The organism is Pseudomonas sp. R4-35-07 (assembly GCF_003852235.1).
Lineage (GTDB): Bacteria > Pseudomonadota > Gammaproteobacteria > Pseudomonadales > Pseudomonadaceae > Aquipseudomonas.
Genome location: NZ_CP027732.1, coordinates 2,372,410 through 2,384,856 on the forward strand (window position 1 = coordinate 2,372,410; position 12,447 = coordinate 2,384,856).

Annotated in this window: 11 protein-coding genes; 9 read left to right on the plus strand and 2 right to left on the minus strand. The window is 61.9% G+C overall.

All coding sequences use genetic code 11. From position 1 onward, the window contains the following. The first annotated feature begins 31 nt into the window (after positions 1-31). The 9 genes from C4J89_RS11030 to C4J89_RS11070 all read left to right on the plus strand — a co-directional run bounded on the left by C4J89_RS11030 (position 32) and on the right by C4J89_RS11070 (position 9,741). Positions 32-1,051: a LacI family DNA-binding transcriptional regulator gene (locus C4J89_RS11030; protein ID WP_124362372.1), complete on the plus strand. Its 1,020-nt coding sequence runs from the start codon at positions 32-34 to the stop codon at positions 1,049-1,051. Continuing rightward, positions 1,035-2,039, plus strand: coding sequence for an ABC transporter substrate-binding protein (locus tag C4J89_RS11035; protein WP_124414396.1), 1,005 nt, complete (start codon positions 1,035-1,037; stop codon positions 2,037-2,039). The genes C4J89_RS11030 and C4J89_RS11035 overlap by 17 nt, the downstream gene beginning before the upstream one ends. Then, entirely contained in the window at positions 2,040-2,858 is an 819-nt protein-coding gene (locus tag C4J89_RS11040) for an iron ABC transporter permease (protein WP_124414397.1), read from the plus strand. Beyond that, on the plus strand, positions 2,855-3,649 hold the full coding sequence (locus C4J89_RS11045) for an ABC transporter permease (RefSeq protein WP_124414398.1): 795 nt from the start codon (positions 2,855-2,857) through the stop codon (positions 3,647-3,649). The genes C4J89_RS11040 and C4J89_RS11045 overlap by 4 nt, the downstream gene beginning before the upstream one ends. Continuing rightward, entirely contained in the window at positions 3,646-4,677 is a 1,032-nt protein-coding gene (locus C4J89_RS11050; protein WP_124414399.1) for an ABC transporter ATP-binding protein, read from the plus strand. The genes C4J89_RS11045 and C4J89_RS11050 overlap by 4 nt, the downstream gene beginning before the upstream one ends. Before the next feature lie 10 nt (positions 4,678-4,687). Continuing rightward, positions 4,688-5,521 carry a phosphodiesterase gene (locus C4J89_RS11055; RefSeq protein WP_124362377.1) on the plus strand — a complete coding sequence of 278 codons (834 nt, stop codon included), beginning with the start codon at positions 4,688-4,690 and terminating at the stop codon, positions 5,519-5,521. 132 nt (positions 5,522-5,653) lie between these two features. Continuing rightward, entirely contained in the window at positions 5,654-7,942 is a 2,289-nt protein-coding gene (metE, locus tag C4J89_RS11060) for a 5-methyltetrahydropteroyltriglutamate--homocysteine S-methyltransferase (RefSeq protein WP_124414400.1), read from the plus strand. A gap of 50 nt (positions 7,943-7,992) precedes the next feature. Then, entirely contained in the window at positions 7,993-9,102 is a 1,110-nt protein-coding gene (gene zapE / locus C4J89_RS11065; RefSeq protein ID WP_124362379.1) for a cell division protein ZapE, read from the plus strand. A 147-nt stretch (positions 9,103-9,249) separates the two neighbouring features. Continuing rightward, positions 9,250-9,741, plus strand: a complete 492-nt coding sequence (locus tag C4J89_RS11070; RefSeq protein WP_124362380.1) for a GNAT family N-acetyltransferase — start codon at positions 9,250-9,252, stop codon at positions 9,739-9,741. A gap of 101 nt (positions 9,742-9,842) precedes the next feature. Here C4J89_RS11070 and C4J89_RS11075 read toward each other — a convergent pair whose 3' ends face one another. Together C4J89_RS11075 and C4J89_RS11080 are read right to left on the minus strand one after the other, a co-directional pair. After that, a complete protein-coding gene (locus C4J89_RS11075; protein WP_124362381.1) occupies positions 9,843-10,055 on the minus strand; it encodes a hypothetical protein in 213 nt (70 codons plus the stop codon). A gap of 140 nt (positions 10,056-10,195) precedes the next feature. Then, complete coding sequence (locus C4J89_RS11080; protein ID WP_124414401.1) at positions 10,196-12,433, minus strand: TonB-dependent siderophore receptor; 2,238 nt, start codon at positions 12,431-12,433, stop codon at positions 10,196-10,198. Between the last annotated feature and the right edge of the window lie 14 nt (positions 12,434-12,447).

The following is a 12,447-nucleotide window of genomic DNA, read 5'->3' on the forward strand; positions in this document are numbered from 1 at the left end:
CGCCAATGAGATCGATCTCAAGCGAGTGACAATGACTGACCTGAAAGACGTTGCGCAGCTGGCTGGCGTATCCCGCGCCACTGCCGCCCGCACCTTTGCCTCCCCCGACCAGGTGCGCCCGGCCACTCGCGAGCAGGTGTTTGCCGCTGCCCGTGAGTTGGGCTTTCGGCCCAACTTGCTCGGTCGCCAACTGCGCCTGCAAACCACCCGGTTGATTGGCGTGGTGGTGCCCAACTTGCTCAATCCGGTGTTCGCCGAACAGTTCCAGGCCATGGAACGTGCGGCGCGGTTGCGCGGCTACAGCCTGGTGTTGGCGACCACCGACTACAGCGCTGAACGCGAAAGCATGGTGGTGGAAGAACTGCTGCGCCAACGTGTCGACGGCCTGGTACTGACGGTCACCGATGCCGAGAGCAACAGCGTGCTCAACAGCCTTGCCAGCGAACAGACCCCGTTCGTGCTGGCCTACCACCAACCGAGCAACCCCAGCTACAGCGCCGTGTCGGTCGACAACCGCGCCGGCATGGCCATGGCCACCCGATATCTGCTGGAAGCAGGGCACCGGCGCATCAGCATGGTTGCGGGCCCCGCGTTGCAGTCCGACCGTGCGCGCCTGCGTTACGCCGGTTACTGCGACGCGATGCAAGCCTACGGCCTCAAGAGCCGCCCGGTGATCGAAATGCCCGCGCACACCCAGGCTGAATTCGTCGCCATCGAGCCGTACCTCGAAGGCCCCGAGGCGCCCACGGCACTGGTGTGTTCCAACGACTTCCTCGCCATCAGCCTGATCGCCGAACTGCGTCGCAACGCCTGGCACGTACCCGAGCAACTCTCGGTGATGGGCTTTGACGGCATTGACCTCGGCACCCAGATGCACCCAACCCTGTGCAGCGTGGTGCAGCCCATCGCGCTGCTCGCCAGCACAGTGATTGACCAATTGCTGGCGCAGATCGCCGGCAACGCCCCGATTTCCCATTGCCTGCCTTGCCATATCCGGCCGGGCGAAAGCACTCAACCCCACGAGGAATCCCTTGATGCGCGCATTGCGTAAAACCCTGGCCGCCGTGCTGCTGTGTGGTATGGCCAGCCTGGTCCAGGCCGCCGACACCGCAATTTGCTACAACTGCCCGCCGGACTGGGCCGACTGGGGTACCCAGCTCAAGGCCATTGCCGCCAGCACCGGTGTGCAAGTGCCGCTGGATAACAAGAACTCCGGCCAGTCGCTGGCGCAACTGGTGGCCGAAAAGGCCGCACCCGTCGCCGACGTGGTGTACTACGGGGTGACCTTTGGCCTGCAGGCGCAAAAAGCCGGCGTGGTCGACGGCTACAAACCCAAGGGCTGGGAGCAGATCCCCGCCGGCCTGAAAGACCCGGCGGGCCAGTGGTTCGCAATTCACTCCGGCACCTTGGGCATCATGGTCAACGTCGATGCATTGGGTGGCCTGCCGGTGCCGCAAAGCTGGGCCGACCTGCTCAAGCCGCAATACAAAGGCATGGTCGGCTACCTGGACCCGTCCAGCGCCTTCGTCGGTTACGTCTCTGCTGTGGCGATCAACCGCGCGATGGGCGGCGACTTGGACAACTTCGCCCCGGCCATCGACTACTTCCAGAAACTGGCGAAAAACGCGCCCATCGTGCCCAAGCAGACCGCCTATGCGCGGGTGCTGTCCGGCGAATTGCCGATCCTGGTGGACTACGACTTCAACGCCTACCGCGCCCGCTATAAGGACAACGCCAACGTCGCCTTCGTGATCCCCAAAGAGGGCAGCATCAGCGTGCCCTACGTGATGAGCCTGGTGGCCAATGCGCCGCACCGCGCCAATGGCGAAAAGGTGCTGGACTTCGTGCTGTCGGACGAAGGCCAGGCACTCTGGGCCAACGCTTACTTGCGTCCGGTACGCCCGGTGCAGATGCCGGCTGAGGTCGCCGCGCAGTTCCTGCCCGACAGCGACTATGCGCGCGCCGGAGTGGTGGACTACCAGAAAATGGCCGCCGTGCAGGAAGCCTTCGCGGCCCGTTATCTGAACGAGGTCAAGTAAGTGGCCACATCGGCAACACGTGCGGCCTGGGCGCTGGCCCCGGCCTTTGCGGTGCTGTTCGCATTCTGGCTGCTGCCGCTGGCGCACTTGATCGTGCTCGGTGGCGAAAGCCGCGACAGCCACGGCAGCGGCTATTGGCAGGTGCTCAGCAGCGCGCAGTACCTGGGCAGCCTGGCGCAGACCTGTGTGCTGGCCATTGTCGTGACGTTTACGGCGTTGTTGATTGGCGGCATCAGCGGCGTGTTTCTCGCGCGCCAGCGGTTTTTTGGGCGCTCGGCGTTGGTGGCCTTGCTCACGTTTCCCCTGGCGTTTCCCGGGGTGGTGGTGGGCTTCCTGGTCATCCTGTTGGCCGGGCGCCAGGGGCTGCTGGCGTCGCTCGGCCTGCAGTTGGCCGGTGAACGCTGGATCTTTGCCTATTCGCTGGCCGGGTTGTTTGTCGGCTACCTGTATTTCTCGATTCCACGCGTAATCCTCACGGTGATGGCGGCCTGCGAAAGCCTCGACCGTAGCCTGGAAGAAGCCGCGCATTCGCTGGGCGCCGGGCATTGGCGCGTGGTCTGCGACGTGATCGTGCCGGGCCTGGCGCCGGCGCTTGCGTCGTGCGGGGCGATCTGTTTTGCCACGTCCATGGGCGCCTTCGGCACGGCCTTTACCTTGGGCACGCGGCTGAACGTCACCCCGGTGGCGATCTACAACGTGTTCACCAACTACGCCAACTTTGCCGTCGCCGCCGCGTTGTCGGTGGTGCTTGGCGCGGTGACCTGGGTGGTGTTGTTGTTCACGCGACGCCTGGTGAAAAATGCGGGGACTGTCCTGTGAGGCGCTCATCGCTGTTTGTGATTCAACTGCTGTTCACCTTGCTGGTGTGTGCATTCATGTTGGTGCCGGTGTTGATGTCGTTGCTGGCGGGACTCACGCGCAATTTCTTCGTCGGCGTGTCCAGTGGCCTGACCTTCGATTGGCTGGTGCAGGTATGGCAGGTATATTCGCCGACCGTGTGGCTGTCGCTGCAACTGGCCCTGGCCTGCGCGATGTGCGTCTGCGTGATCGGCGTGCCGGCGGCCTACGCCCTGGTGCGCATGAACAACCGCTTCAGCCGCGCCTTCGAGGAACTGATGGTGCTGCCGGTGGCGATGCCGGGCCTGGCCAGTGCGCTGGCCTTGCTGCTTACCTACGGCCAGTTCGGCACGTTTCGCAGCAGTTGGTTGTTCATCCTGGTGGGTCATGTGCTGTTCACCTTGCCGTTCCTGGTGCGCCCGGTGATGGCGGTGATGCAGCGCCAGCATTTGCCGGTGCTGGAAGAGGCGGCGGCCAGCCTTGGCGCCGGGCCCATCAAACGCTTTTTCAGCGTGGTGGTGCCTAACAGCCGGGCAGGGATTCTGGCGGGTGTGCTGATGGTGGTCACCTTGTCCCTGGGTGAGTTCAACCTGACCTGGATGCTGCACACGCCGATGACCAAGACCTTGCCGGTCGGCCTGGCCGACAGCTACGCCTCGGCGCGCCTGGAAATCGCCAGCGCCTATACCCTTATCTTTTTGCTGATGATCGTGCCGCTGCTGATTGCATTGCAGGCCATCAGTGCCCGTTTATCCCGTGGAGAGCGTCGATGACCGCTATCACTATCCGCCTGCAAGGCTGTCGCAAGGCATTCGCCGACGGCACCGTGGCCGTGCATGACCTGGGCCTGACCGTCGGAGGCGGCGAAACCCTGGCGATTCTTGGTCCATCGGGCTGTGGCAAAACCACCACCTTGCGCCTGATCGCCGGGCTGGAGCGCCCGGATGTGGGCCAGGTGTTTTTCGGCAACGACGACGTCACGCGCCTGCCCATCGAGCGTCGCGACGTGGGCATGGTGTTCCAGAATTACGCGCTGTTTCCCAACCTGGATGTGGCCGGCAATATCGTCTACGGCTTGAAGATTCGCGGGATGTCGGTGCTTGCGCGCAACAAGCGCTGCGACGAATTGCTGGAGCTGGTGGGCCTGCAACAGCATGGCAAGCGCAGCATCCACGAATTGTCCGGTGGCCAGCGTCAACGCGTGGCCCTGGCCCGTGCCCTGGCGCCGCGCCCGAAGGTCCTGTTGCTGGATGAACCGCTGGCAGCCCTCGACGCGCAACTGCGTGAGCGCCTGCGCAGTGAGCTGAATGAACTGCTGCGTGGCCTGGGCATCACCTCGGTGTTCGTCACCCACGACCAGGGCGAAGCCATGGCCCTGGGTGATCGCATCCTGGTGATGGAGCACGGCCGCGTCGCGCAACTGGCCAGCCCGCGGGACATTTACCAGAAACCGGCGAATGCGTTTGTCGCCGGTTTTGTCGGCAACCTCAATGCGTTTGTTGTTACCTCGCGAACAGCCCATGGCCTGAAAGTCTGCGGCGGCGAGTTGCCGTGGCAGGCCGCCGACGTGCCCACCACGGTGTACTGCCGCCCCGAACACCTGCGGGTCATGGACGGCGAAGGGCACTTGCACGGCCATCTGCTCGCACAGTTTTTCCAGGGCGCGCAAAGCCGCTTGCTGGTGGACGTGGGCGGCCCGCAACCGCTGCTGGTGGACAGCAGCGACAACCACCTGTACGCCGTCGGCGCGCCGATTGCCCTGGCAATCGCGCCGCACATGTTGTTCACCCTGAATGCGTGAGGGTCTGCTTGTGAATCGTCCGTTTCTTGTCGCACAGATCAGCGACCTGCACCTTAAAGCCGGCGAGCGCCTCACCTATGGCGTCGTCGATACCCTGGGCGCGCTGCGTCGTGCCGTCGACCACCTCAACGCCAGCCATCCACGGCCCGATATCGTGGTGGTCAGCGGCGACCTGGTGGACTTCGGTCGCCCGGATGAGTACGCCGTGCTGCACCCCGAACTCGCACGCCTGCACATGCCGTGCTACCTGGTGCCCGGCAACCACGACACACGCGGTCCGTTGCTCGAAGCATTCCGTGACCACGCCTATTTGCCGTCGTCGGCAGAGGGCCCGCTGGACTGGGTGGTGGACGAGCATCCGCTGCGTTTGATCGGCCTGGACTCGACCATCCCCGGTGGCCATGGCGGGCAATTGCTGGACAGCCAGTTGCAGTGGCTGGACGAGCAACTGGCGCGACGTCCCGATGCGCCGACCTTGCTGATTCTGCACCACCCGCCGTTTATCAGCGGCATCGGCCATATGGACCGCGAACCGTTTATCAATGCCGCCGCCCTGGAAACAGTCGTGGCGCGCCACCCGCAAGTTGAACGCCTGCTGTGCGGGCACCTGCACCGGCCGATGCAGCGACGTTTTGGTGGCAGCTTGAGCTGCGTGTGCCCCGGCACCTCTCATCAGATCGTGCTGGATTTGCAAGCCACCGCGCCCGCGCATTTCAACCTGGAACCGGCGGGATATCTGTTGCATCGCTGGGACGCGCAACAGGGGTTGCTCAGCCACAACGGCGTGTTCGGGGATTACCCCGGGCCGTATCCGTTCTATGACGTTCATGGGTTGATTGACTGATCCGATTGACTGATCAATCCCGGTCTAAACATGAGTGGAACTTGTGATCATCTAAAATAAAATGAGTTTGTCTCACTATCGGCATCTGCCGACAATGGCTGCCATTGAATACCTACAGTGGAGTTGTAAGTCATGGCAGTCGCTCATTCCCTCGGATTCCCGCGCATTGGACGCGACCGTGAACTGAAGAAAGCGCAGGAAGCGTTCTGGAAGGGCGAACTCGACGAAGCCGGCCTGCGTGCCGTGGGCCGTGACTTGCGCAAGGCCCACTGGGCGCTGCAAAAACAAGCGGGCATTGAGCTGCTGCCCGCCGGTGATTTCGCCTGGTACGACCAGGTGCTGACCCACTCGCTGATGTTTGGCGTAGTCCCCGAGCGTTTCCGCCCAGCCGATGGCCAAGCCACGTTGCAGACGTTGTTCGGCATGGCCCGTGGCGTCAGCGATAATTGCTGCGGTGATGCTCACGCCCAGGAAATGACCAAGTGGTTCGATACCAACTATCACTACCTGGTGCCGGAGTTCAGCGTCGACCAGCAATTCCACCTGGGGTGGGAACAGTTGTTCGAAGAAGTCCAGGAAGCGCGCGACCTCGGGCACAGCGTCAAGCCGGTCGTCATTGGCCCGCTGACCTACCTGTGGCTGGGCAAGGCCAAGGGCGGTGATTTTGACAAGCTCGAGCTGCTCGACCGCCTGCTGCCGCTGTATGGTCAGATTTTCCAGCGCCTCGCTGATCTGGGCGTGGAGTGGGTGCAGATCGACGAGCCGATCCTGGTGCTCGACCTGCCGCAGGCCTGGAAGAATGCCTTTGAGCGCGCCTATAACCTGATCCAGCGCGACCCGCTGAAAAAGCTGGTCGCCACCTATTTTGGCGGGCTGGAGGAAAACCTCGGCCTGGCCGCCAACCTGCCGGTCGATGGCCTGCACATCGATCTGGTGCGGGCGCCGGAGCAATACCCGACCATTCTCGATCGCCTGCCCGCGTATAAAGTGCTGTCCCTGGGCCTGGTCAATGGCCGCAACGTATGGCGCTGCGACTTGGAAAAAGCCCTGGCGACGGTGCAGCACGCCCATGAAAAACTGGGCGATCGCTTGTGGGTGGCGCCGTCCTGTTCACTGCTGCACAGCCCCGTGGATCTGGCGCGTGAAGACCAGTTGGACGCCGAGGTGAAAAGTTGGCTGGCCTTCGCCCTGCAAAAGTGCGCGGAAGTCGCGGTACTGGCCCAGGCCGTCGACCAACCCGAGGCGCCAAACGTGCTGGCAGCGCTGGCGGAAAGCCGCGCGGTACAGGCTGCGCGTGCCGCTTCGCCGCGTATTCACAAGCCTGCCGTGCAAGCACGCGTTGCCGCTATCAGCGCCCAGGACAGCCAGCGTCAATCGCCCTTTGCCCAGCGTATCGAGAAACAACGGGCCGGCCTCGACCTGCCGCTGTTTCCGACCACCACTATCGGTTCGTTCCCGCAAACCGCGTCGATCCGTCTGGCGCGTCAGTCGTACAAGGCCGGCAGGTTGAGCGAAGCCGACTACGTCGATGCGATGCACAGCGAGATCAGGCACGCCGTCGAGGTACAGGAAAACATTGGCCTGGATGTACTGGTGCACGGTGAAGCCGAGCGTAACGACATGGTCGAATACTTCGCCGAGCAATTGGACGGCTATGCGTTCACCCGTTTCGGTTGGGTGCAGAGCTACGGTTCGCGCTGTGTGAAACCGGCGCTGATTTATGGCGACTTGAGCCGTCCGAAGGCAATGACGGTGGAGTGGATTCGCTATGCCCAGGGCCTCACGCGCAAGGTGCTCAAGGGCATGCTGACCGGCCCGGTGACCCTGCTGATGTGGTCGTTCCCACGGGAAGACGTGAGCCGCGAAGTGCAGGCCCGGCAACTGGCCCTGGCGATCCGTGACGAAGTCGTCGACCTGGAAGCCGCCGGCATCAAGATCGTGCAGATCGACGAGGCCGCATTCCGCGAAGGCTTGCCATTGCGTCAGGCGCAATGGCAGCACTACCTGGACTGGGCCACCGAAGCGTTCCGCCTGTGCGCCTGCGGCGTGCGTGACGACACCCAGATCCACACCCACATGTGCTACAGCGAGTTCAACGATGTGATCGAATCCATCGCGGCAATGGACGCCGACGTGATCACCATCGAAACCTCGCGCTCGGACATGGCATTGCTGGACGCGTTCGAAGCCTTCGCTTACCCCAACGACATCGGCCCTGGCGTCTACGATATTCACTCGCCACGTGTGCCGGACGTTGCGCAGATGCTCGACTTGCTGCGCAAGGCGGCCAAGCGGATTCCGACGCAACGGTTGTGGGTAAATCCCGATTGTGGCCTGAAAACCCGTGGCTGGCCGGAGACGCAAGCGGCGTTGATTCACATGGTCACGGCGGCGCGTCAACTGCGTGCGGAACTGGGTTAACGGCAAAGATTGCGCGGCTGGCGTTTGCGTTGTCAGTCATACTGGCACCCATGACTTTCGACTCGCCGCTCGCCGCTTATCAAGATGCCATCGCCCAGCAGGGTTTCGTGCCCGACGACGCTCAGCGCCGTGCGGTGCAGGCCTTGCAAACCTGTCACCAGGCGTTGCACCAAGGCCGTTCGCCCATTGCCGGCGTTTACCTGTGGGGGCCGGTGGGGCGCGGCAAGACCTGGTTGATGGACCAGTTCTATCAAAGCCTGCGCGTGCCGGCGCGGCGTCAGCATTTTCATCACTTCATGGGCTGGGTACACCAGCGCTCGTTCCAGCTCAGCGGTATCAAGGACCCGCTGCAGGCGTTGGCGCGGGAACTGAGCCGGGACGTGCGCGTGCTGTGTTTCGATGAGTTGTTCGTCAATGACATTGGTGACGCGATCATTCTCGGTCGTCTGTTCCAGGTGATGTTCGAGGAGGGCGTGGTGATGGTCTGTACGTCCAATCAACCGCCTGAGCAGCTGTACGCCGAGGGTTTCAACCGTGAACGGTTCGTGCCGGGCATCGAGGCGATCAAGCAGCATATGCAGGTGGTGGCAGTGGACGGTGGCGAGGATCATCGCTTGCACGCCGGTGTGGGCCTGCAGCGCTACTGGGTGAATCAGCCCGAGGCACTGGCCACGGTGTTCAAGCAACTGAGCGCGGGGCAAACGGTCAGCGAGGGGAGGGTGGTGAACGTGGGCCATCGCACGATTACGGCGGTGCAGGCCAGTGACGCGGTACTGTGGTGCCGCTACGCCGAGCTCTGCGAGCAGCCGCTGGCCGCGATGGATTTCATGCTGCTGTGTGATCGCTTCAAGGCCATCCTGTTGGCGCAGGTGCCCAACCTCAGCGCACCGCAGCGCCCGGGGCGGATCGCCCGTGGTACCGAAGACGGGGCCGAGCGCGTTGTCGCAGGGGACCGTCAATTGCCGGAGCTGTCGGTGCACGACGACAGCGTGCGACGCTTTATCGCGCTGGTGGATGAATGTTACGACCGCAAGGTGCCGTTGTTCATCGAAGCCCAAGTGCCACTGGAACGTCTGTATACCGAAGGCTACCTGGCGTTTCCTTTTCGTCGCACCTTGAGCCGCTTGCGAGAAATGCAGCTGCAGCGCTTCGGCGCCTGACCTCGGCCAGGGCTTTGGATGCCTGCAACCTGGGCGTTTTCTGTCAGGCATTTGTCGTTAATCGCCTTCATCTGCTGCCGCATCCACGCTTACAATCACCCTTCTCAAAGGGAATCGATTCCCTGGTTGTCGTTATCGAGGACGGAAATGGACACCCCAGACATCCTGGTGCTGCAAGCCAGCTACACCAACGCCGTGCACGCGGATGCCATCGGCTCGCTGCTCAACCACTATGCTGAAGATCCAATGGGCGGCGGCCACACGTTGCAAGCCGACCTGTTGCAGCAATTGCCTGGGGAACTGGCCAAGCGCCCCTATGCGTTCAGTGTGCTGGCGTTCGTCGGGGGTGAGCCAGCCGGGCTGGTCAATTGCTTCGAGGGCTTCTCGACATTCGCTTGTCGACCCTTGGTCAACGTCCATGATGTGGTGGTGGCGAAACAGTTTCGTGGCTTGGGCTTGAGCCAGAAAATGCTGCAGAAGGTCGAGGAAATCGCCCGGCAGCGCGGGTGCTGCAAAATCACCCTGGAAGTGCTTGAAGGCAATGAGTTGGCACAGTCGGCGTATCGCAAGTTCGGTTTCGACGATTCGGTTTTTGATCCTGCCCATGGCCGTATGTTGTTCTGGAACAAGGCACTGTAATAAAAAAATTGCAAAAAAAAAGGCGCCATTGAATGGCGCCTGATAAACCTTTGCCAAGGGAGCGCAATGGCAGAGGGTGGTGCGGATTAACTCAGCATTAATTAACTATTGGGTTGTGCTGTTTCGGCAGTAGTGGCTTTAACCGGTTTACCATCGGCGGACGCAACTTGTTGTTCAGCCTTGCCGTGGGTTTTTTCCTGGATGAAGCTGAAGTTGTTGTAAAACTCCTTTGAGCGCTCTGAACCGCCTTCTGCAAAGGCGGCGGCGGAGGTCAGGGTCATCAGGCTGGCAAGCATCAAAGTCGAGAGTTTCAAGGCGGTATTCCCATTAGATTGATAGGTGATCGGTCACTCCCTGATCTGATCGTGGGGCGACTATGGCGTTATCCTATTAAGTGGGAATTAACGAAGTTCACCTGCGAAGTTAACAATTTTGTTAACTTTGCGAGGGGCCGTTATAGCCTCCAGTCAAGTGCCAGCGTGACCGAACGTGGATCGCCCCAATACACACCATTATAAAAGCCAACGCGTTCGTAATATTTCTTATCAAATAGATTGTTGACATTAACCGACGCCGTAACATGTTCATCGAACTGGTAGCGCGACATCAGGTTGACCACGGTGTAGCCCTGTTGCGTGATTTTCTCCCGCGTGGTTATCGGTCTGCCTTCGCTGTTGCGCGCCCCCGTGGGGCGGTCGCCGAAGTCATACATCTCGCTCTGCCAATTCACCGCGCCGCCCACGGTCAGATTGCGCCAGGCCCCCGGCAGACGATAAGCGCTGGATAACTTCAACAGGTTCAACGGCTGGCCGGTGTTGTTGCGCGTGCCTGCGCCGTTCACCGAATGAGTGTAGGTGTAGCCCGCAGTTAGGTTCCAGTCCGGTGTGATTTCCCCGGCCGCTTCCAGCTCGAACCCGTTCACCTTGTTGCCCTTGCCGCCGGACTTGTAGTACTCCTCACCGGTGGCCGGGTTGCGCGGCACCGAGTTGTCCCGTTCGGCGACATTGTCCTGGGTGCTCCAGAAATACGCGGCGGCCAGGTTCAGACGCTCGTCGAGTACGCTGCCCTTGAGCCCCACCTCATAGTTGCTGCCCACCACCGGTTCCAGGTATTTCTTGTTGGCATCACGCGCATCCTGCGGCTTGAAAATGTCGGTGTAACTCGCGTAGAGGGTGTATTGCGGCGTGATGTCGTAAAGCAGCCCGGCGTAGGGCGTCCACATGTCGTTATGGGTTTGTCCGGTTTTGCCGGACGCGGTCAGTTGATCGTTGGCGTCGTATTTGGGGGTAGCGCTTTGCAGTTCCCAACTGCCGTAGCGGCTGCCGAGTACGGCGTGCAGGCGGTCAGTCAGGCTCAGTCGAGTCGCGAGGTAACCGGCTTTCTGTTGTTTCTTGCTGTGCTCACCCTTGAGGTCGGTGACGTAATCGCTGAACTTGCCGATGCCGCCCATGTGTTTCCAGTCCTCGATGGAGTAGTAGCTGGAGGGCAGGTCGGTGCGCATGAAGGGCGAACTGTCCCGCTGCGCGGCCTCGCCATAACCCATCATCAGCGCGTGTTCACGGCCCAGCAACGCGTAGCTGCCGGCCAGGTTGAGATCGATGGCTTCCATTCTCGAGGTGCCGCGCATATGGCTGGCCCAGGCCGTCATGCCGCTGCGGTCGGCGTTGGGGAACCCCGCGCCGCCGTAATACACCTTGCCATCGGTATCGCTCTGGCGATGGGTGTAGGCCGCCTTCAGGTGCCAGTCGCCGCCCAACCGATGATCGAGGGTGGCGAAGGTGGTTTTGTCGGTCAATGGCCAGGAACTCCAGTGCGCCGCCATATTGGTGGAGCGCGACAGTCCGGCCTTGCCGCCCTGGCTGTTCCAGTACGGCACGGTGCCCCAGGAGGTGCCTTGTACCTGCTTGTCCTGGTAATCAAAGCCTACGGCCAGCACGGTGTCGTCGGAAAGGTCACCCTCGAGAATGCCGTAGCCGACCGCCCGCTGCAGGGCATAGTTGTCGCGAAAGGATTTGCTGTCGCGGTAGGCCAGGACGCTGCGCCCGCGCAGTTTGCCGTCGAAGGCCAGCGGGCCGCCGACGTCGAGGTAGCTGTAGTAGTTGTCATGGGTAGCGCCGCTGATCCCGGTTTTCGCCTGCCATTGGGCGGTAGGGCGCTTGCGTACCATGTTGACGGTGGCCGAGGGGTCACCCGCGCCCGTCGTCAGGCCGGTGGCGCCGCGAACCACTTCGATCCGGTCATAGATAATGGTGTCGGCGTCGCTCTTCATGTAGCCGAAGGTGTTGAGCATTCCGTCAATCTGGAAATTGCTGATGCCGTAACCACGGGCGGTATAGGACACGCGGTCCGAATCATTGTGCTGGACGTTGACACCGGTGGTCTGGCGCAACACATCGGTCAGGGTGTTGAGGTTGAAATCGTCCATCTGCTGGCGCGTGATCACCGAGATCGATTGCGGCGTTTCCTTGATCGACAGGTTCAGGCGAGTGGCGGTGTTCATGGAGCCAGTGGTGTAGGCGCCGGTGTGCTCGGTGGTCGCACCCAGGCCTTCGGCAGTGACCGTGGTGGCGCCCAGTTCGAGGGCGTTGGCGGGGGCATGTTCGGGATCGGTTTCGGCCAGCAGTTCAGGGCTCAGCACAAGGCTGAACAGGCCAAGGGTAAAGGTGATGGAACGGGTAAACGGCGCGAGCATCGCGGCAAACTCCT

Coding starts and splice junctions, on each gene's coding strand:
- C4J89_RS11030 (WP_124362372.1), top strand. CDS start 32: ATGACTGACCTGAAAGACGTTGCGCAGCTGGCTGGCGTATCCCGCGCC.
- C4J89_RS11035 (WP_124414396.1), top strand. CDS start 1,035: ATGCGCGCATTGCGTAAAACCCTGGCCGCCGTGCTGCTGTGTGGTATG.
- C4J89_RS11050 (WP_124414399.1), top strand. CDS start 3,646: ATGACCGCTATCACTATCCGCCTGCAAGGCTGTCGCAAGGCATTCGCC.
- metE (WP_124414400.1), top strand. CDS start 5,654: ATGGCAGTCGCTCATTCCCTCGGATTCCCGCGCATTGGACGCGACCGT.
- zapE (WP_124362379.1), top strand. CDS start 7,993: ATGACTTTCGACTCGCCGCTCGCCGCTTATCAAGATGCCATCGCCCAG.
- C4J89_RS11070 (WP_124362380.1), top strand. CDS start 9,250: ATGGACACCCCAGACATCCTGGTGCTGCAAGCCAGCTACACCAACGCC.
- C4J89_RS11080 (WP_124414401.1), bottom strand. CDS start 12,433: ATGCTCGCGCCGTTTACCCGTTCCATCACCTTTACCCTTGGCCTGTTC.